This is a genomic window from Bradyrhizobium sp. 22 (genome assembly GCF_000482425.1).
GTDB classification, from domain to species: domain Bacteria; phylum Pseudomonadota; class Alphaproteobacteria; order Rhizobiales; family Xanthobacteraceae; genus Bradyrhizobium; species Bradyrhizobium japonicum_B.
Genome location: NZ_KI519400.1, coordinates 1794435 through 1814843, shown reverse-complemented (window position 1 = coordinate 1814843; position 20409 = coordinate 1794435). Strand labels below are relative to the sequence as shown.

17 protein-coding genes and 1 pseudogene are annotated in these 20409 nt (G+C 65.7%); 8 read left to right on the top strand and 10 right to left on the bottom strand.

Features of this window, described 5'->3' with window-relative positions; genetic code table 11:
* Positions 1-244 precede the first annotated feature (244 nt).
* Entirely contained in the window at positions 245-499 is a 255-nt protein-coding gene (locus tag K410_RS40090; protein ID WP_155253813.1) for a hypothetical protein, read from the bottom strand.
* Positions 500-563: 64 nt separating this feature from the next.
* On the opposite strand from K410_RS40090, the gene K410_RS0133990 reads away from it, so the two are divergent.
* From K410_RS0133990 to K410_RS0133975, 4 genes and pseudogenes are all read left to right on the top strand, one after another.
* Positions 564-4010: a helicase-related protein gene (locus tag K410_RS0133990; RefSeq protein ID WP_028139004.1), complete on the top strand. Its 3447-nt coding sequence runs from the start codon at positions 564-566 to the stop codon at positions 4008-4010.
* A 10-nt stretch (positions 4011-4020) separates the two neighbouring features.
* Positions 4021-4284 (top strand): annotated as a pseudogene (locus tag K410_RS0133985) (RNA-binding S4 domain-containing protein); the annotation flags it as partial.
* A 132-nt stretch (positions 4285-4416) separates the two neighbouring features.
* On the top strand, positions 4417-4755 hold the full coding sequence (gene fdxA, locus K410_RS0133980; protein WP_018643465.1) for a ferredoxin FdxA: 339 nt from the start codon (positions 4417-4419) through the stop codon (positions 4753-4755).
* 343 nt (positions 4756-5098) lie between these two features.
* Positions 5099-5929 (top strand): CarD family transcriptional regulator, encoded by an 831-nt coding sequence (locus K410_RS0133975; RefSeq protein ID WP_080672300.1) that lies wholly within the window; start codon positions 5099-5101, stop codon positions 5927-5929.
* A gap of 257 nt (positions 5930-6186) precedes the next feature.
* On the opposite strand, the gene K410_RS0133970 is transcribed toward K410_RS0133975, so the two are convergent.
* The 7 genes from K410_RS0133970 to cyoA are packed head-to-tail and all read right to left on the bottom strand — an operon-like array spanning position 6187 to position 13135.
* On the bottom strand, positions 6187-6720 hold the full coding sequence (locus K410_RS0133970; RefSeq protein ID WP_028139001.1) for a response regulator transcription factor: 534 nt from the start codon (positions 6718-6720) through the stop codon (positions 6187-6189).
* Positions 6710-8113, bottom strand: a complete 1404-nt coding sequence (locus K410_RS0133965; protein WP_028139000.1) for an ATP-binding protein — start codon at positions 8111-8113, stop codon at positions 6710-6712. The genes K410_RS0133970 and K410_RS0133965 overlap by 11 nt, the downstream gene beginning before the upstream one ends.
* Positions 8085-8948 (bottom strand): SURF1 family protein, encoded by an 864-nt coding sequence (locus tag K410_RS0133960; protein WP_028138999.1) that lies wholly within the window; start codon positions 8946-8948, stop codon positions 8085-8087. Before K410_RS0133960 ends, K410_RS0133965 begins: the two co-directional genes overlap by 29 nt.
* Complete coding sequence (gene cyoD, locus K410_RS0133955; protein WP_028138998.1) at positions 8945-9325, bottom strand: cytochrome o ubiquinol oxidase subunit IV; 381 nt, start codon at positions 9323-9325, stop codon at positions 8945-8947. Before cyoD ends, K410_RS0133960 begins: the two co-directional genes overlap by 4 nt.
* The gene (gene cyoC, locus K410_RS0133950) at positions 9322-9951 is read right to left on the bottom strand and encodes a cytochrome o ubiquinol oxidase subunit III (protein ID WP_028138997.1); all 630 of its coding nucleotides are present in this window, start codon (positions 9949-9951) and stop codon (positions 9322-9324) included. Before cyoC ends, cyoD begins: the two co-directional genes overlap by 4 nt.
* A complete protein-coding gene (gene cyoB / locus K410_RS0133945; RefSeq protein WP_028138996.1) occupies positions 9952-11949 on the bottom strand; it encodes a cytochrome o ubiquinol oxidase subunit I in 1998 nt (665 codons plus the stop codon).
* 25 nt (positions 11950-11974) lie between these two features.
* Entirely contained in the window at positions 11975-13135 is a 1161-nt protein-coding gene (cyoA, locus tag K410_RS0133940; protein ID WP_028138995.1) for a ubiquinol oxidase subunit II, read from the bottom strand.
* Between the two features lie 180 nt (positions 13136-13315).
* Here cyoA and K410_RS0133935 point away from each other — a divergent pair, with 180 nt between their 5' ends.
* On the top strand, positions 13316-14644 hold the full coding sequence (locus K410_RS0133935; RefSeq protein WP_028138994.1) for an MFS transporter: 1329 nt from the start codon (positions 13316-13318) through the stop codon (positions 14642-14644).
* A gap of 137 nt (positions 14645-14781) precedes the next feature.
* Here the strand turns inward: K410_RS0133935 and K410_RS0133930 are convergent, their stop codons facing one another.
* Positions 14782-16236 (bottom strand): M48 family metalloprotease, encoded by a 1455-nt coding sequence (locus tag K410_RS0133930; RefSeq protein WP_155253851.1) that lies wholly within the window; start codon positions 16234-16236, stop codon positions 14782-14784.
* A gap of 71 nt (positions 16237-16307) precedes the next feature.
* The gene (locus K410_RS0133925) at positions 16308-17159 is read right to left on the bottom strand and encodes a thermonuclease family protein (protein ID WP_028138992.1); all 852 of its coding nucleotides are present in this window, start codon (positions 17157-17159) and stop codon (positions 16308-16310) included.
* Between the two features lie 274 nt (positions 17160-17433).
* Here K410_RS0133925 and K410_RS0133915 point away from each other — a divergent pair, with 274 nt between their 5' ends.
* The 3 genes from K410_RS0133915 (at position 17434) to K410_RS0133905 (ending at position 20302) form a co-directional block, all read left to right on the top strand.
* Entirely contained in the window at positions 17434-18639 is a 1206-nt protein-coding gene (locus K410_RS0133915; RefSeq protein ID WP_028138990.1) for an ABC transporter substrate-binding protein, read from the top strand.
* Between the two features lie 125 nt (positions 18640-18764).
* Complete coding sequence (locus K410_RS0133910) at positions 18765-19553, top strand: enoyl-CoA hydratase (protein WP_028138989.1); 789 nt, start codon at positions 18765-18767, stop codon at positions 19551-19553.
* A gap of 2 nt (positions 19554-19555) precedes the next feature.
* Positions 19556-20302 carry a VOC family protein gene (locus K410_RS0133905; RefSeq protein WP_028138988.1) on the top strand — a complete coding sequence of 249 codons (747 nt, stop codon included), beginning with the start codon at positions 19556-19558 and terminating at the stop codon, positions 20300-20302.
* The last annotated feature ends 107 nt before the right edge of the window (positions 20303-20409 follow it).

The window sequence follows — 20409 nt, the reverse complement described above, 5'->3', positions numbered from 1 at the left end:
TCCCGGCCATCCACGTTCTTATCGCGCGGACCTGTGCTCGTGGATGCCCGGGACAAGCCCGGGCATGACGGCAGAGCGAGATCCCCGGGAATCCATTTGACTCCTCCCCGATTCTGATTCGACTCCGCGCCGTCCCCAACTTAAGGCTTTCCGCCCGCGAAACGTCACTTGTCCGGCGGCTGAAAACTCCATCTAGTCATTGCCGATAGGACTGGCGCGACATGTTGCGTGAACGGAACGGGACTCAATCTGGAGTCAGCGATTCGGCCGCGATTCGTTCTAGAGTCGTTCCGAAGCTTAAGACGGACAGGAAAAGCGTCGCAAAGTGAGACAGTTGCGGGGGATTTTCGGCAATGCTTCCCAACCCTCCGCTGTCATGCCCCGGCTTGACCGGGGCATCCAGTACGCCGAGGCCTTTCGGCTTCGTCACAACCGCCGCGGCGTACTGGATCGCCCGGTCGAGCCGGGCGATGACGGCGATACACGCATTTGGTGCCATGCACCTCCCCGCCCCAATCCAGCACTGACATTCGCCCAAATCGCCACTACCTAATCCCTCAGACATGGCTTTTTCCTCCTCCCCCTTCACTTCCGAGCGCGCAGCGTCCGATCGTGTGCCCGGCGCTGGCGTCACCGCGGTGCTCGGTCCCACCAACACCGGCAAGACCCATCTCGCCATCGAGCGGATGCTCGCGCATCCCTCGGGCATGATCGGCCTGCCGCTGCGCCTGCTCGCGCGCGAGGTCTACAACAAGATCGCCGCAAGGGTCGGCAGCGAGGCGGTCGCGCTCGTCACCGGCGAGGAGAAGATCAAGCCGAGGAATCCGCGCTATTGGGTCTCGACCGTCGAGGCGATGCCGCGCGACCTCGATCTCTCCTTCCTCGCCGTCGACGAGGTGCAGATCGCATCCGATCTCGAGCGCGGCCACGTCTTCACCGATCGCATCCTCAACCGCCGCGGCCGCGACGAGACGCTGCTCTTGGGCGCCGCCACCATGCGCCCGATCATCGAGCGGCTGTTGCCCGGCGTCTCCATGATCACGCGTCCCAGGCTGTCGCAGCTGGAATTCGCCGGCGACCGCAAGATCACGCGGCAGCCGCGCCGCACCGCCATCGTCGCGTTCTCGGCCGATGAAGTCTACGCCATCGCCGAGCTGATCCGCCGCCAGCATGGCGGCGCCGCCGTGGTGCTGGGCTCGCTCAGCCCACGCACGCGCAACGCGCAGGTCGAGATGTTCCAGAACGGCGACGTCGATTATCTCGTCGCCACCGACGCCGTCGGCATGGGCCTCAATCTCGACGTCGACCACGTTGCGTTTGCCTCCGACCGCAAGTTCGACGGCTATCAGTTCCGCCGCCTGACGCCGTCCGAATTCGCGCAGATCGCCGGCCGCGCCGGCCGCGCCACCCGCAACGGCACCTTCGGCACCACGGGGCGCTGCGCGCCGTTCGAGCCCGAGCTCGTCAACGCGCTGCAGAACCACACCTTCGATGCCGTGAAGATGCTGCAATGGCGCAATTCGAGGCTGGATTTCTCCTCGCTCGGCGCGCTGCAGGTGTCGCTCAACCTCGCGCCCGGCCACGAGGCGCTGACGCGCGCGCCTGTCGCCGAGGACATGCGCGTGCTCGACCATGCCGCCCGCGACGTCGAGGTGCGCGATATCGCGCATGGCAAGATCGCGGTGGAACGGCTGTGGGAGGCCTGCCAGGTCCCCGACTACCGGAAACTGTCGCCGGCCGCCCATGCCGAGCTGGTGACGACGCTGTACGGCTTCCTGATGCGGAAGGGCTGCATCCCCGATGCCTGGTATGAAGCCCAGGTCACCCAGGCCGACCGCGTCGACGGCGATATCGACACGCTGTCGGCCCGGATCGCGCAGATCCGCACCTGGACCTTCGTCGCCAACCGCCCGGACTGGCTGAAAGACCCCGAGCGCTGGCAGGGAATCACGCGGGAAGTCGAAAATAAATTATCGGATGCGCTCCATGAACGCTTGACTGAGCGTTTCGTTGATCGCCGGACCAGTGTATTGATGCGCCGCCTGCGGGAGAACACGAGCTTGAATACTGAAATCGGCAAGACCGGCGAAGTCATCGTCGAAGGCCATGTCATCGGCCGCCTCGACGGCTTCACCTTTGCACCGGACGCTGCGGAAGCCGGCTCCGATGCGAAAGCCTTGCAGGCTGCAGCGCAAGCGGTGCTCGCCGGCGAGATCAACATGCGCGCCGAACGGCTCGGCAACGCGCCGGACGACCAGTTCGTGCTGACCTCGGAAGGCATCATCCGCTGGACCGGCGATGCCGTGGCGCGGCTGTCTGCCGCAGAGGACGCGCTGCATCCGCGCATCCGCATCATCTCCGACGAGCGCCTGACCGGCGCCCCCCGTGACAAGGTGCAGGCGCGGCTCGAGCTCTGGCTCAAGACCCATATCGAGAAGCTGCTCGGGCCGATGTTCGAGCTCTCCAAGGCCGAGGACGTCACCGGCATCGCCCGCGGCATCGCCTTTCAGCTCGTCGAGGCCCTCGGCGTGCTCGAGCGTCCGAAGATCGCCAACGAGCTGAAGGATCTCGACCAGTCCTCGCGTGCGGTGCTGCGCAAATACGGCGTCCGTTTCGGCGCCTATCACATCTATTTCCCCGGCCTGCTCAAGCCCGCCGCGCGCGCGCTCGCCGCGCTGCTGTGGGCGCTGAAGCAGGACAATGTCGATCTGTCCTCGCTGTCGGGCGCGCAGCATCTGGCCTCCTCGGGGCGCACCTCGTTCCCGGTCGACAAGGCGCTGCCGCGCGATGCCTATCGCGTGCTCGGCTACAAGCAGGCCGGCGAGCGCGCCGTGCGCGTCGACATTCTGGAGCGTCTGGCCGATCTGATCCGCCCGGCGCTGGCCTGGCGCGAGAACGCCTCCGGCGAGAAGCCCGCCGGCGCCTTCGACGGCCGCAGCTTCGTCGTGACGCAGGCGATGACCTCGCTCACCGGATCTGCCGGCGAGGACTTTGCGTCGGTGCTGCGCGCGCTCGGCTACCGCATGGAGAAGCGTCCGCCGCTGCCGCCAAAGCCCGTCGTTGCCGAGCAGGTCGTGACTGAAACGGTCGCGGCGGAGACGCCGCCGGTTGAAGGCAGCGCCGAGACCTCGACCGAGACCGCAGCGGAGGCCGTTGCCGGCCTGCCCGAGGCGCCGGCCGCATCCACCGAAGCTGCCGCTGAAGCCGTCACCGTCGAAGATGCTCCCGGCATCGGGCCGCAGGACGAGCAGGCCCACGACGCCGCGCCCGCGCCGGAAGCCGCCGCCGCGGCGCCCGTCACGCCGGAAGACGCCCCCGGCATCGCGCCGCCGGCGGACGAGCCCACAGCGTCCCCGGAGGCCGCCGGCCTCGAGGCTGCTGCCGCCCAAGCCCCCGCAACAGAGGCCGCCGCAACGGAAGCCGCTGCATCGCCCGACGCTGCCGCGCCTGAGGCGTCGGCTACGCCCGCCGAGCCCGAGCTGGTCGAGGTCTGGCGTCCCGGCGGCCGTCACGAGGACCGCAAGCCGCGCCACGAGCGCCACCGCCACCAGCGTCATCACAACAACCAGCGTGCGCAGGCGGGTGGCGAGGCCGGCGCTGCGGGCGCTGCGCCCGGCGAAGCCGCCGACGGCGAGAAGCGCAACGAACGCCATCGTCACGGCGGCCATCGCAGGGACGGCGGCAGAGACTTCCGCAAGCCGCGCGAAGGTGGCGGCGAAGGCGCGCCGCGTCCCGAGGGGCGCGACGACAAGCAGCGCCGCTTCGAGGGCAAGGATCGCGACAACAAGGGCCGTGATCGCGACAAGGGCAAGTTCGGCGGCGATCGCGACAAGGGCCGCGACAATCGTGGCCGCGATCGCGACAAGGGCCGCGATCGCCAGGGTGGTCCGTCGCTGCGCCCCTACGCCTCGAGCGCGAATCCGCGCGAGCGCGACCGGCCCGCCGATCCGAATTCGCCGTTCGCCAAGCTCGCCGCGCTGAAAGAGCAGCTGTCCGGCCGCAAGGAGTGATCCCACGACCGAGCGGCAGCGCCTCGACAAATGGCTGTGGCACGCGCGGGTGGTGAAGGCGCGCACCTCCGCGGCCGAGCTCGTCGTTACCGGCCATGTCCGCATCAACGGCACTCGCGAGACCTCGCCGGGGCATGCGGTCAAGGTCGGCGACGTGCTCACCATCGCGCTCGACCGCACGGTGCGCGTGTTGAAAGTGACAAGCTTTAGCGAACGCCGCGGCGATGCTGCCGCGGCCCGCGTGCTCTACGAGGAGCTCGGGATGCGCAATTAATTGCGCATCGCATTCATTTCTTGGTCGATCAAACACGCAAAGCCGTCATGATCGAGCCTTCCCGACCTTGCGGCGCCGGGCCATCCGCGCTAGGCAAGCCGCGACTTCTAAAAGAGCTTTTCGGAGCGTTGGATGACTTACGTCGTCACTGAAAACTGCATCAAGTGCAAGTACACCGACTGCGTCGAGGTCTGCCCGGTCGACTGCTTCTACGAGGGTGACAACATGCTCGTCATCCATCCCGACGAGTGCATCGATTGCGGCGTGTGCGAGCCGGAATGCCCCGCCGACGCCATCAAGCCGGATACGGAACCGGGTCTGGAAAAGTGGCTCCAGGTCAACGCCGACTATGCCAAGAGCTGGCCGAACATCACCCAGAAGAAAGAATCACCTGCCGACGCCAAGGAATTCGACGGCATGGAAGGCAAGTTCGAGAAATATTTTTCTCCGAACCCCGGCTCCGGCGACTAAATCGGGCCCAAACTTAACCCTAATAGCGGCGTTGCCGCCGAAAACCAGCCCTGAAGACCCCTAAATCATTGATTTTTGCGGGAAATGTGCTATATTGGGCACATTAAGCCGAACCCCGTCAGCCCCCTTGGCCCCTCTGGGTTCCCGTGAAACCAATGTCGAACAGGGGCGTGGCAGTTTCCGCGCGCAGGCTGTGTCACAGAAAACGCGTAAAAAGAGTACTTCAGCGAGGGCTTCCCATAAGGAGGCCAAAAAAGTCGCCGCGGCCAGCCGTAGCGCATCCAAGGGTCGGACCGCGACGAAGGCGCCGGCTGCAAAGTCCTCGAAGAACAAAAGAAGCGCAATGCCTAACAAGACTGCCAAACCGGCCGCGAAAGCGACCGCTGCCAAGCCTGCTGCCAAGTCTGTGACTGCAAAGCCTGCTGCCGCCAAGCCCGTTGCCGCCAAGGCTCCCGCTGCCAAGCCCGCCGCGCCGAAGGCTCCCGTTGCCGCTGCTCCTGCCAAGGCTCCCGTCGCTGCCAAGCCGGCCGCGAAGCCCGCTGCTGCGCCGAAGGTCGAGGAAAAGAAGGTCGTGACCCAGCGCCAGGGCTTCAAGGCCAACGAATTCGTCGTCTATCCGGCTCACGGCGTCGGCCAGATCCTGGCCATCGAGGAGCAGGAGATCGCCGGCGCGAAGCTCGAGCTGTTCGTCATCAACTTCATCAAGGACAAGATGACGCTGCGCGTGCCGACCGCCAAGGTCGCCAATGTCGGCATGCGCAAGCTGTCCGAGCCGACGCTGGTGAAGAAGGCGCTCGAGACGCTCAAGGGCCGTGCCCGGGTCAAGCGTACCATGTGGTCGCGCCGCGCCCAGGAATACGAAGCGAAGATCAATTCGGGCGACATCGTCGCGATCGCGGAGGTCGTGCGCGACCTCTATCGCTCGGAGTCGCAGCCGGAGCAGTCCTACAGCGAACGCCAGCTCTATGAAGCGGCGCTCGATCGCCTGTCCCGCGAGATCGCGGTGGTGCAGCACTCGACCGAGACCGAAGCGGTCAAGGAGATCGAGGCCCAGCTCGCCAAGAGCCCGCGCCGCAACGCCAAGGCGGAAGCCGCCGAAGGCGAAGCCGACGCCGAAGGCGAGACCGACGATAGCGATGGCGACGACACCACCGTCGCCGACGAGGCCGCGTAAGCGTCTCGCGTCGATCGCTAGAGATCAAAAGCCCGGCCGTTTGGCCGGGCTTTTTTGTTGAGTTCGGAGGGTGGGTTACGGCTGCAGATGCGCTTCGCGCCTCCGCTGAGCGCCGTCATTCCGGGCCTTGCGAAAGCGCGAGCTACGGTGCGCAATCGCGCACCTGAGAATCCATTCAACCACCGTCTCTGTTGCCCCATGGATTCCGGGTTCGTGCTTCGCACGCCCCGGAATGACAGCGCTGAGATGATGAGGGCCTACTTCACCGGCCGCTTCTCGAGCTTCCTTGCCAGCGTGCGCCGGTGCATGCCGAGCCGCCGGGCCGCTTCCGAGATGTTGAAATCGGTCTCGATCAGGGTCTGGTGGATACGCTCCCATTCCAGCGTCTTGATCGAGGTCGGCCGTGCGTCGAGTGCGACCTCGGTGTTTCCCGCGGCCTTGGTGAAGGCAGCTTCGATGTCGTCCGTGTTCGAGGGCTTTGCGAGATAGTGGCAGGCGCCCAACTTGATGGCCTCCACGGCAGTCGAGATGCTGGCAAAGCCGGTGAGCACCACGATCAGCGTGTCGGGGTCGTGTGCGTGCAGCAGCTCGACGCAGGCGAGGCCCGAGGCGCCGCCAAGCTTGAGGTCGACCACGGCATGGCCGAAGGAGCGCTGCTCCAGCACCTGGCGCACCTCCTCGATCGAGGCGGCCAGCACGACGTCGTAGCCGCGGCGCTCGAACGAGCGCTTCAGCGTGCGCGCGAAGCCGGCGTCGTCCTCGACGACGATGAGTGAACGGTCAGGCGTCAAAATTCCCTCCGATCGCCAGCGTTGCCAGCGGCAGCGTCAGGCGTACCGTGGCGCCGCGCTTCCTGTGATTCTCCGCGATGACGGTGCCGCCCAGCTTGCGCACCACGTTCACCACCAGGAACAGGCCGAGCCCGCCGCCGGCGCGGCCCTTGCTGGAGTGGTAGGGCTTGCCGAGCTGCGCCAGCATTTCCGGCGCAAAGCCGGGGCCGCGGTCAGAGATCGACAGCACGAGGTTGTCGCCCTCGCGCTCGGCCACGAGCTCGACCCAGTCGCGGGAGACCTCATAGGCGTTGTCGAGCACGTTGAAGATCACCTGTTTCAAGGCGATGTCGGAGACGATGGCAACGTCCGCGCCGAACGTATTGACGAAGTAGAGCGTCCGGGCCGAGCGCGCGTTGCGCCATTCGTCGACCAGGGCGGTCACGAACGCCGTCACTGTGGTCGGCGACGAGCCTTCGCCGCGCGCTTCGCCGGCCGAGACCAGAATGCCTGTCACGATCGACTTGCAGCGCTGCAGCGATGTCTCCATCTCCGCGAGGTCTTCGGCGAGCTCCTGGTCGGCGGCAAGAGCCGGCATCCGGCGCCAATCGCTGAGGATGACCGAGAGCGAGGCGAGCGGGGTGCCGAGCTCATGGGCCGCGCCCGAGGCGAGCAGGCCCATGCGCACGATGTGGTCCTGCTCGGCGGCATGCTGGCGCAGCGCCGCCAGATGCGCGTCGCGCTCGCGCAGGTTTCGATTGATGCGGGTGACGAACACGACCAGCAGCACGGCGTTGAGCACGAAGCCGACCAGCATGCCGAGGACCGTGAGGGTGTAGGTCTCGCTCAGTGGATTGGGCGGCAAATCCAGCGGCCGGTAGGCCAGGGTCAGCCAGACAAAGCTCGCGCAGGTCAGCGCGACCAGCGACCAGGTCGATCGGGCATCGAGCAGCACCGCGCCGAGCGTCACCTGGAGCAGGAACAGCGAGGTGAAGGGGTTGGTGGCGCCGCCACTGAGATAGAGCTGCGCGGTCAGCGCGGCCACGTCCAGCATCAAGGCGACCAGCAGCTCGTTGTTGGTGATCGCGGCGCGATGGCGCACCCAGATCAGGCTGGAGACGTTGAGCAGCACCAGCGCGCCGATCACCGCGCCCATCCGCTCCAATGGCAGGGGGATGCCGAGGCCGAAATGCACGGCGCCGATGGTCACGATCTGGCCGACCACCGCGGTCCAGCGCAGCTGGATCAGCAGCGCCATGTTCTTGCGATTGGTTTCGTCGCTGGCCGGAGTGGGGCCGATCAGCTCGCTGCGCGCGTCCGCCTGCGATTGCAGCGTGACGGCCAGGCCGTCATGAGCAAGTGTGTGGGGAAGCGTCTTCCCGTCGTCAGGCCTGTTCGACGATCGTTCCAGCATCTGATCCCGTCCTGCGCGCGGCGGCATCCGGGCCGCCGGCGGGTTGGTGGACGAAGCCATTCAGGGCTCTGCTGCGGCGGAACAGCCCGCCGCCGAATGTGACGGCAAGCCTGCCGGCCAACATGAAAGCCAAGGCAAACCACGTCAGCGCGTAGATCAGGTGGTTATTGGGAAAGCGCACCACGGTCAATCCGCCGACGGGACCGCCAGCGGATTGTGATCGGGCGTCGGCATCGACGAAGAAAGGTGCGACGTCGTGCAGGCCGCGGGCCGCCGCGATCGCGGCGACATCCCGCGAATACCAGCGGTTGTGCTGGGGCACGTTGTCTCGGAGGAACCCGCCTTTGGGCTCGGTGATGCGGAGCAGGCCGGTGATCTCGACCTGGCCGTCCGGATTGCCGTCCCGGCGGGTCGATGCCTCACGCCGCTGCGACGGCACGAAGCCGCGATTGATCAGGACCTGCGTGCCGTCCTCGCGCAGAAGCGGCGTCAGCACCCAATAGCCCGGGCCTTCCTCGGTGACGGCCTGAACCAGCGTCTCACGGTCATGCAGGAAGCGGCCGTTGAGGCGGACGTGCCTGTATTCGCCGGTGGCGGCGGAAACCGCAGGCCATGACGCGGGCGCGGGGAGCGGCTGGGCCGGAGCATGGACGCGCTGCTCGACGCGGTCGATCAACGCCAGCTTCCAGGCGCGGCGCTCGATCTGCCAGATTCCGAGCGCGATCAGAACGACGAAGGCAACAAGCGAGAGGACCGTGAGCCACAGGGAAGGGCCGGGCGCAGCCTTGCCGCGCGGCGCACCTTCCCTGTCCGTCACGGTCCCGACCTCGCTCACTTCATTCCGCTCATCTGGTGCATCGGCATCATGTTGCTGTTGAGGTGGCTCATCACCCACAGCGAACCCGACAGCGCGATCACCACCATCACGACGGTGAAGATCAGCGCCATCATGGTCCAGCCGTTCTCGGACGCCGTATTCATGTGCAGGAAGTAGATCATGTGCACGACGATCTGCACGACCGCGAAAGCCATGATGACCAGCGCGGTGATCTGCTTGCTCGGCAGCGCGCCGCTCATCACCAGCCAGAACGGGATCGCAGTCAGCACGACCGAGAGCACGAAGCCGAGCATGTAGCCCGAGAACGTGCCGTGAGCGTGGCCGCCTTCGTGGTGATGATCGTCGGCGTGGGCGGCATGATTGTTGGTGCTCATCGCAGAACTCCCAGGAGATAGACGAAGGTGAAGACGCCGATCCAGACCACGTCGAGGAAGTGCCAGAACATCGACAGGCACATCAGGCGGCGGCGGTTGGCCTCGATCAGGCCGAACTTGCCGACCTGCACCATCAAGGTCACCAGCCAGATCAGGCCGCAGGAGACGTGCAGGCCGTGGGTGCCGACCAGGGTGAAGAAGGCGGACAGGAAGGCGCTGCGCTGGGGCGTTGCACCCTCGTGGATCATGTGGGCGAACTCGAAGAGCTCGATGCCGATGAACGCGGCCCCGAACAGGCCGGTGATCGCCAGCCAGATTTGCGTCTGGGCGACCTTGTTCTGCTGCATCGTCAGCATCGCAAAGCCGTAGGTGATCGACGACAGCAGCAGCATCGAGGTGTTCACCGCGACCAGGTTCAGGTCGAACAGGTCCTTCGGCGCGGGTCCGGCGGCGTAATTGCCGCCGAGCACGCCGAAGGTCGCGAACAGGATCGCGAAGATGAGACAATCGCTCATCAGGTAGATCCAGAAGCCGAGCGAGGTGCTCCAGCCCTCCGGATGCGGATGCTCGTCGGCGAGGTAGAAGACCGGCTCGCCGGTCTGCGAGGGATGAACGGCGACAGTCATTTACTTGGCTCCGGCGAGCAGTTTGGTGCGCGCGTCCTCGGTCCGGATGACGTCTTCAGCCGGAATGTCGAAGTCGCGGTGATAGTTGAAGGTGTGGCCGATCCCGACGGCGAGCATCGCGATGAAGCTCAGCGCCGCCAACCACCACATGTACCAGACCAGAGCAAAGCCCATCGCGGTGGCAAGGCCGGCGAGGATGATACCGGTGCCGGTGCTGCTGGGCATGTGGATCGGCCTGAAGCCGGTGAGGGGGCGCTGGTAGCCGCGGCGCTTCATGTCCCACCAGGCGTCGTTGTCGTGGACGACGGGGGTGAAGGCGAAGTTGTAGTCCGGCGGCGGCGAGGAGGTTGCCCATTCCAGCGTGCGGGCATCCCAGGGGTCGCCGGTGACGTCCTTGAGCTGCTCGCGCCTGAGGAAGCTGACCGCGAACTGCATCAGCATGCACATGATGCCGAGCAGGACGAGGCCGGCGCCGATCGCGGCGATGACGAACCAGATCTGCAAGCTGGGATCGTCGAACACGCGCAGTCGGCGGGTCACGCCCATCAGGCCGAGCACGTAGAGCGGCATGAAGGCGAGGTAGAAGCCGGTGACCCAAAACCAGAACGACAGCTTGCCCCAGAACGGATCGAGCCTGAAGCCGAACGCCTTCGGGAACCAGTAGGAGATGCCGGCGAACGCGCCGAACACCACGCCGCCGATGATCACGTTGTGGAAGTGCGCGATAAGGAACAGGCTGTTGTGCAGCACGAAGTCGGCCGGCGGCACCGCCAGCAGCACGCCGGTCATGCCGCCGATCACGAAGGTCAGCATGAAGGCGATGGTCCACATCATCGGCAGCTCGTAGCGGATGCGGCCGCGATACATCGTGAACAGCCAGTTGAACATCTTCGCGCCGGTCGGGATCGAGATGATCATCGTGGTGATGCCGAAGAACGAGTTGACGCTGGCGCCCGAACCCATCGTGAAGAAGTGGTGCAACCACACCAGGTACGACAGGATGGTGATGACGACCGTGGCGTAGACCATCGAGGTGTAGCCGAACAGCCGCTTGCCGGAGAAGGTCGAGGTCACCTCGGAGAAGATGCCGAACGCGGGGAGAACCAGGATGTAGACCTCGGGGTGGCCCCAGATCCAGATCAGGTTCACGTACATCATCGGGCTGCCGCCGAAGTCGTTGGTGAAGAAGTTGGTGCCGACGTAGCGGTCGAGCGACAGCAGCGCGAGCACGACGGTCAGGACCGGGAAGGAGGCGACGATCAGGACGTTGGTGCAGAGCGAGGTCCAGGTGAACACCGGCATTTTCATCATGGTCATGCCGGGGCAGCGCAGCTTGACGATGGTGCAGATCAGGTTGATGCCGGACAGCGTCGTGCCGACGCCGGCGACCTGCAGCGCCCATATGTAATAATCGACGCCGACATCGGGACTGTAGCCGATGTTCGACAGCGGGGGATAAGCCAGCCAGCCGGTGCGGGCGAACTCGCCGATGAACAGCGAGGCCATCACCAGCACCGCGCCGCCGACCGTCATCCAGAAGCTGAAATTGTTCAGGAACGGGAACGACACGTCGCGCGCGCCGATCTGCAGCGGCACGACGTAGTTCATCAGGCCCGTGACCAGCGGCATCGCCACGAAGAAGATCATGATGACGCCGTGAGCGGTGAAGATCTGGTCGTAGTGATGGGCGTTGAGATAGCCCTCGGAGCCGCCGAAGGCGAGCATCTGCTGGCCGCGCATCATCAGCGCGTCGGCAAAGCCGCGCAGCAGCATCACGATGCCGAGGATCATGTACATGATGCCGATACGCTTGTGGTCCACAGTGGTGAACCATTCGCGCCAGAGATAGCCCCAGAGGCGGAAATAGGTGAGGGCGCCGAGCAGCGCGGCGCCGCCGAGCGCGACCACGACGAAGGTGCCGACGACGATCGGCTCGTGCAGCGGCAGCGATTCGAGGCCGAGCCGGCCGAAGATGAGCTTGGGAAGATCAGGAGACATGCGAATTCTCTTTAGGAATCTGACTTCAGGAGTCGGACTTGGGACGCTGTCCGAGGAAGAAGGACGAGGACTTCATCGGCGTGAACGAGGGCCGCTTCAGGCCGGCGCCGAGCAGCGGCGCGGTGTCGACGGGAGCCGTGATGGACGCGGTGGTCCTGCCCTGCGGCGCATCCGGCGTGCAGGTGCCGGCGACGAAGCTCGGCTCGGGCCCAAGCGCGGTGCCGCGGCGGGCGTACTTGTCGTAGGCCAGCGGCAGGGTGTTGTTGAGGCCCTGATGGCCGTTGCCGCCCTTGGCGTCGATCGCCATCATCTCGCTCTGGCACATCTTGCCGGTCTCGACGCACATGTTGAGGATCAGGCGGTAGAGATCTGGATCGACGGTGCCCCAGCGCCGCACCGGCTCGTTCTGGCTGGGCTTCTCGAGCTGGAGATATTCGGCGCGGCCGAGCGCGCCGCCGGCGGACTTCGCCTGCGCGATCCAGGCGTCAAAACCCTTGTCGTCGAGGCCGCGGAAGTTGAAGTGCATGCCGGAGAAGCCGGCGCCGCTGTAGTTCGCCGAGAAGCCCTTATACGTGCCGGAATGGTTCACCACGGCGTGGAGCTTCGTCTCCATGCCCGGCATCGCGTAGATCTGGCCGGCGAGCGCGGGAATGTAGAACGAGTTCATCACCGAGGACGCCGTGATGCGGAAGGTGATCGGGCGATCGACGGGAGCTGCGAGCTCGTTGACGGTGGCGATGCCGTAGTCCGGGTAGATGAACAGCCATTTCCAGTCGAGCGCGACGACGTCGACCTCGAGCGGAGCCTTGGACTGGTCCACGGCGCGGTCGGCATGAATGCGGCCGAGCGTGCGATAGGGGTCGAGCAGATGCGTGCCCATCCAGGTCAGCGCCCCCAGGCAAACGATGATCAAGAGCGGTGCCGACCAGATCACGAGCTCGAGGGCGGTCGAGTGATCCCAGTCCGGCTCGTAGCGGGCCGCGGTGTTGGACTGGCGATAGCGCCAGGCGAACAGCACGGTCAGCGCCATCACCGGCAGGACGATCAGGAGCATCAGGACGGTGGAGATGACGACGAGGTCGCGCTGTTGGGCTGCGATATCGCCGGCCGGCGCCAACACGACGTAGTCGCAGCCGGTGAGCGCAGCAGCCAGAGGTAGTAGCGCCAGGAACTTGAGACGAGACACGGGCCGAGCCTTTGAGAATGAGTTTCTTTTGCGGGAGCAACGGGTAGCTGCGGCGCAACAATCCGGACATTGGACAATTTGTCCAATGTTGCAGTGCGGGAGGTTGGGTCAGACAGGGCCAGATTGCCCGGCGCCCGCCGGGCGGTCGGCTTTGGTTTTCAGGACGTTAAGGGCGCACGCATGGCGACGGCACAGACCCCCGCAATGGCAGACCTCCACACGGGCGAGCATGGCCATGACCAGGCCAGCCCCGGCGAGATCGCCATCGGCGTCATCATCGGCCGCACCTCGGAATTCTTCGACTTCTTCGTCTTCGCGATCGCCTCGGTGATCGTATTCCCGCGCCTGGTATTCCCGTTCGCGAGCGAGCTGACCGGCACCCTCTATTCCTTCATGATCTTCGCGCTGGCCTTCATGGCGCGTCCGATCGGCACCGTCATTTTCATGACGGTCGACCGTGCCTACGGAAAGACCGCCAAGCTGATCTCCGCGCTGTTCCTGCTCGGCACCGCGACCGTCGCGCTGGCGTTCCTGCCCGGCTATCACGAGATCGGCGTCGCCGCGATCTGGCTGCTGGCACTGGCGCGCATCGCGCAGGGCCTCGCCTGGGGCGGCGCCTGGGACGGCATGGCCTCGCTGCTGGCGCTGAACGCACCGCCCTCCAAGCGCGGCTGGTACGCGATGGTGCCGCAGCTCGGCGCTCCGCTCGGACTGATCGTGGCGAGCGCGCTGTTCGCCTATTTCGCCGGCAATCTGTCGGCCGACGATTTCTTCGACTGGGGCTGGCGCTATCCGTTCTTCGTTGCCTTTGCCATCAACGTGGTGGCGCTGTTCGCGCGCCTGCGCATGGTGACGACGGAGGAATATGCCACGCTGTTCGAGACCCGCGAATTGCAGCCGGCGCGCATCTCCGAGACGGTCGCGCGCGAAGGCCAGACCATCATGCTCGGTGCGTTCGCGCCGCTCGCGAGTTTCGCGCTGTTTCACATGGTCACGGTGTTTCCGCTGTCATGGGTGTTCCTGTTCACCCACGAGAGCCCGGTGCGCTTCCTGATCATCGAGATCGTCGCCGCCGTGTTCGGCGTCGGCGCGATCGTGGCCTCGGGCATCATCGCCGACCGCGTCGGGCGCAAGTCGCTCTTGATGGGATCGGCGATCGCGATCGCGATCTATAGCGGCTTTGCCCCGCAATTGCTCGACGCCGGCGCGTTCGGCGAGACGATCTACATGGTGATCGGCTTCATCCTGCTCGGCCTGTCCTTCGGCCAGTCCTCCGGTGCGATCGCCTCGAACTTCAAGCAGGCCTATCGCTACACCGCCTCGGCGCTGACCTCGGACATGGCCTGGCTGTTCGGCGCCGGCTTCGCGCCGCTGGTCGCGTTGCTGCTCGCCACCAATCTCGGCGTCATCGCATCGGGTGCGTATCTGCTCTCCGGCGCGTTCTGGACCCTGCTCGCGCTCTGGCTCAGCGGCCAGCGCGAGAAGGGCGACATGGACACGGGGCGTTGAGGCTTACGCAGTAGCCGCATCGCAAGGTCTCGTCGGGTGGGCAAAGGCGCCTAAGCCCGTGCCCACCATCTGTCTCTGATTGAGAGAGGTGCGTGGGCACGCTTCGCTTTGCCCACCCGACGGCACCGGCCGTTGACTCAATCCGCCACGATCTTCACGCGGTCGCGCACCTTCACCTGCGCGGTGCGATCGAGGCCGTTGAGCACGCGGAAGCGCTCGGCGGGATGATCGACGCCGGACATGCGGTGGGACAGCGATTCCACGGTGTCGCCGGGCTGCACCGTGATGACCTTGATGCGGAGCGGGCGGGCGGCCTGGATCTCGTCGAGCGTCAGGCGGCGGAACGACTGGACGGTCTCGCGCGCGTTGCGCTCGCTCTCGGTCGATTTCTGCCGTGCCGCGAAGATGAAGCGATAGACGTCGCTGCCGAAGCGCAGCGCGTAGACCTTGAACTGCCACTGGTCGCCCTTGGCGGTGGCGGACGCAGCCGGGAAGCCGTTGATGGTGAGGTCTTCGGTGGAGGACTTCTCGACGCCCTCCATCCAGCCGGAATTGAGGTAGTCGCCGAGCGATTGCTCCGCCGGCACGCGCACCACGTCGAACCGCATCGCCTGTGCGCCACCCTCGCGCACGCCGATCACGGCCTGAGCGGTATTGTCGAGCGTGAAATTCTCCGGCGCCTGGAAGGTGAAGCCGAGCTTCGGATGCAGGAAGCGGCGGCCGCGGACGAAACCTTCGCTGGGGTCCTCGCCGTAGACGAGGTTGTCGATCGCGGCGAGATAGCTCTCGCGATCGCGCTCGGCGCCTTCGGGCGCAGTGTATTGCCGCGCGATGTTCTGCGCGTTCTGCACGCGCTCCGGTGTTGCCGGGTGCGACGAGGTGAAATCCTGCGCGCGCGGATCGACCGAAGACTTGCCGGCCTTCAGCTCGGCATTGCGCTCCATCGCCGAGAGGAAGCGCGCCGCACCGTAGGGATCGAAATGCGCCTTGGCGGAAATGCCGACGCCGATGCCGTCCGCCTCGAGCTCCTGCTTGCGCGAGAAGCTCGCCATGGTGAGCTTGGTCTTGGCCAGCGCCAGCGCGGTGAGATCGGGATCGTTGCTCATGTCGGTGACGACGCGGGTGACGATCGCAGCCTGGCGCGCCTGGTCCTCGCGCATCGCGGCGTGCTTGGACAGCACATGCGCCATCTCATGGCTGAGCACGGAGGACAGCTCCGAGGTGTCGCTCGCCAGCGCCAGCAGCCCGCGCGTGACGTAGAGCTGGCCGTTCGGCAGCGCGAAGGCGTTTACCGCGCCGGAATTGAGGATGGTGACCTTGTAGCCCTGGTCGGGACGGTCGGACGCCGCCACCAGCCGGTCGACGGTCTTGCTGACGAGTGCTTCGAGCCTGGGATCGTCATAGGTCCCGCCATAGCTCGCCAGGATGCGCTCGTGCTCCTTCTCGGTGGCGGGGGTCTGCGCGACGGCCGGCTTGGGCTTGGGCATCGCGACGGCCGGAGGGGTCGCGGCAGCCTGGAACCGGCCCATATCGCCGCAACCCGCCAGCGCTGTGCTCAGGACGAGGCCAAGCGCAGCCGACGCAGCCCGCAGGCGGCGGCCATCACCTCGTCCGTGCCGTTCTAGCACCCCATTCACGTCGCTTAATCCGTGTCCGGCCTACCTTAAGGCCTTACCCCTGTCGGCTCGTTTGCGCCCAGCAACTCGACCTGTCCTACGAGGCGTATGTCGATGCGCGGCCCCGTATTCCCCTCGACCCAGCCCCGAACCCGAATACGCTTGTTCTCCAAGGACTTAAGGGAAATTCCAGCGCTTTCAAACGCCGGCAGCGTGCGCTTGGAGATAGTCGCCGCAAAGCCTCGTGTCCAGCTTCGTCCGAAGTTGAGGTAGGTCGTTGCCCCAGCTTGCCGGACAGACAGGACTTTGCCCTCGACCACCACAAAGCGCCCGATCCCTGCCAAAATATCGTCCGGACTTTCCGCGTTTTTTATGGCCGACGGGTCAGTCCAACTGCCCATTTTTTGGCGCCGCGCCGCTGCTTCCGACGCCATCAGGGCGGCCGCGCAGTCGCTGTCCGCGATCTCGGCGGAGACCATGGCCTCGCCCTGGGCCAGCAGTATGGCCTGCACCGGATTGTCGCTTTCGCCGATGAAGACCAGCGCGCCCTGGCGGCCATAGCGGTCCGGAGTGTCGTCGCTGCCGCGGAGCCTGACGTCGCGGCCGGCGAGCAGCGACACCAGCGCCTGCTTCGTCGTTGCCATGGGCTCGATCCCCATGAGCCGGATTTCGCGGCCGTCGTCGAGACGGAAGCTGCGCGCATCGACGATGGCGGCGACGCGGCCCTCGCCCTGCGAGTCGAACTGGCACGGCGCAGCAAACGCGGTGTGACCCGTGATGAGAAGAAAGACGACGCTGAGATGAAGCAGTTGCGTCACGTGACCCGGAGAGGTTGCGTTGCGCGCCGACCATAACTCAAGCGAGGTGGGTCGCGAAGGGGCTTCTACGCCCTCCGTCATTGCGAGCGCAGCGAAGCAATCCAGAGTCTTTCCGCGGAGGGATTCTGGATTGCTTCGTCGCAAGAGCTCCTCGCAATGACGGCGGAGGCGCTCTTCCGCATCTCACCATTCCGCTTTGCGGAAAACATGCGCGGCAATTCGTGCGCATCGCCGCTCGCGCTTGCTGCGCTGTTGCGCATGCGGCATGATTGCGGCAATAGCGATAGTCAGAACCAGCCAAGAGCAATAACCAAGCCGCCATCAGAGCACGGCGCGATAAGGGAGATCGTTTTCCATGAAGACTATTTTGTCGGGCATTTTTGCCGCTGCATTTGCCCTCAATGCGAGCGCCGTGCAGGCCCAGGACAAGCCGCCTCTCAAGATCGGCGGCATCTTGGACATGTCGAGCCTCTATGCCGACATCACCGGCGCCGGCAGCGAGACCGCGGCCAAGATGGCGGTGGAGGACTTCGGCGGCGAAGTGTTGGGGCGCAAGATCCAGGTGCTCGCGGCCGACCATCAGAACAAGGCCGATCTCTCCGGCAACATCGCCCGCGACATGCTCGACAATCAGGGCGTCGAGATGATCTACGACGTCGCGGCCTCCGCGACCGCGCTTGCGGCCGGCGAGATCGCAAAGGCCCGCAACAAGATCATCATGTTCAACGGCCCGGGCTCGATCCGTCTCACCAACGAGGCCTGCGGTCCCTATACCATCCACTACGTGTTCGACACCTACGGCCAGGCCAATGTGACCGGCCTTGCGGCGGTGAAGACGGGCCTCGACAGCTGGTACTTCCTCACGGCCGATTACGCCTTCGGGCAGGATCTGGAGAAAGACACCAGTGCCGTCGTGACCAAGACCGGCGGCAAGGTGCTGGGCAGCGTGCGCCATCCGCTCAACACCTCGGATTTCTCGTCCTTCCTGCTGCAGGCGCAGGCCTCCAAGGCCAAGGTGATCGGGCTCGCCAACGCCGGCGGCGACACCGTCAACGCCATCAAGCAGGCGGCCGAGTTCGGGATCATGAAGGGCGGCCAGAAGGTCTCGCCGCTGCTCGTCTTCGTCACCGACATCGATTCGATCGGCCTCGATACCGCGCAGGGGCTGCTGCTGGCGGAAGCGTTCTACTGGGACATGAACGACGAGACCCGCGCCTTCTCCAAGCGCTTCCAGGAGCGCGTGAAGCGGCCGCCGACCTCGGCGCAGGCCGGCGTCTACTCCTCCGTCACGCATTACCTGAAGGCGGTGAAGGCGGCCGGCACGACCGACGCGGCCGCCGTGATGAAGGTGATGAAGGAGACGCCGATCAACGACTTCTTCGCCAAGAACGGCAAGATCCGCGAGGACGGCCGCATGATCCACGACATGTACCTGTTCGAGGTGAAGAAGCCGTCGGAGTCGAAGGGCCGCTGGGACGATTACAAGCTGCTCGCCACCGTGCCCGGCAACGAGGCGTTCCAGCCGCTGGAGCAGTCGCGCTGTCCGCTGGTGAAGAAGTGACGGCGTGACGTAAGTCACGCCGTCATCCCGGGGCGCGAAGCGAACCCGGGATCTCGAGGTTCCGGGTTCGATGCTTTGCATCGCCCCGGAACGACGAAGGTAGACAACGACTGAGGAGACGCCCCATGAACGACATGGTCCTGCAGAAGCTCGAAGGCGGGTTGCTCACCATCACCATGAATCGCCCGGAGCGGAAGAATGCGCTCAATCCGGAGATGGTGGTCGGGCTGGTCGAGGCGGCGCGCCGCGCGGCCGACGATCCCGAGGTCCGCGCCGTGCTGTTCAAGGGCGCCGGCGGATCGTTCTGCGTCGGCGGCGACGTCAAGTCGATGGCGGCCGGCCGCGCGCCGCTGCCGTTCGAGCAGAAGCTTGCGAACCTGCGTCGCGGCATGGAGGTCTCGCGCATCCTGCACCAGATGCCCAAGCCCGTGGTGGCGCAGCTCGACGGCGCCGCGGCCGGCGCCGGCCTGTCGATGGCGCTGTCCTGCGACCTGCGCATCGCAGCGGAATCCTGCAAGATCACGACCGCCTTCGCCAAGGTCGGCTTCTCCGGCGATTACGGCGGCACCTATTTCCTCACCCAGCTGCTCGGCAGCGCGCGGGCGCGCGAGCTCTATCTGATGTCGCCGGTGCTGACCGCGCGGGAGGCGCACGCGATCGGCATGGTGACCAAGGTCGTGCCCGACGCCGAGATCGACGCCGCCGCGCACGAGCTCGCGCTGTCGCTGGCACAAGGGCCGTCGATCGCGCTCGGCTTCATCAAGCGCAACATCAACAATGCCGAGCATCTGGCGCTGGAGGATTGCTTCGACGGCGAGGCGATCCATCACACCCGCTGCGGCGACACCGAGGACCACAAGGAGGCCGCCAAGGCCTTCGTCGAGAAGCGCAAGCCCACCTTCAAGGGCGCATGACCATGGCGCCCTATATGCGGCTACGGCAGATCTGCCTCGTCGCGCCGCAGCTCGCGCCCGTCGTCTCCGACATCGCGGAGATCATGGGCCTTTCCGTCTGCTACCGCGACGGCAATGTGGCGAAGTACGGCCTGGAGAACGCGCTGCTCCCGGTCGACACGATCTTGCTGGAGGTGGTCGCCCCCTTCAAGGACGGCACCACGGCCGGCCGCTTCATCGAGAAGACCGGCGGTCGCGGCGGCTATATGGCGATCTTCTGCTGCAACGATCCCGACGAGCGCGGACGCCATGCGAACGCGATGGGCGTGCGCACCGCCAACGTCATCGACCACGCGCCCTATCACGGCGTGCAGCTCCATCCCCGCGATTGCCGCGCCGCCTTCATCGAGTTCAACCACACCGAAGGCAGCGACGATATTCTGGGCGCGTATCCGCCGGCCGGGCCGGACTGGCAGAACTTCATCCGCAAGGACGTGACGCAGGCACTGACGGCCGTGGAGATGCAGAGTCCGGACCCGCAAGGGCTGGCGGCGCATTGGGGCAAGATCATCGGAATTGCGGCCGATGGCGCCGCGCTGAAGCTACCCAACGCCACCTTCCGCTTCGTGAAGGGCGCCAGCGAGATCATGAGCGCGCTGGAGTTCAGGGTGACCGACGTTGCACGCGTACTGCATGCCGCGCGAGCGAAGGGGCATGCGGTGGCGGGGAATGAGTTCTTGCTCGGCGGCGTGACGTTTCGCGTGAGTTGAGTGAGCTGCGCCCTCTCCCCTTGTGGGGCTGTTGCGTAATTCGCCAGTTGTGATTCCCTAAGGCAAAGGCTGGAGGGATCGATGGCGGTGAAGCGGACGGGGCAGCC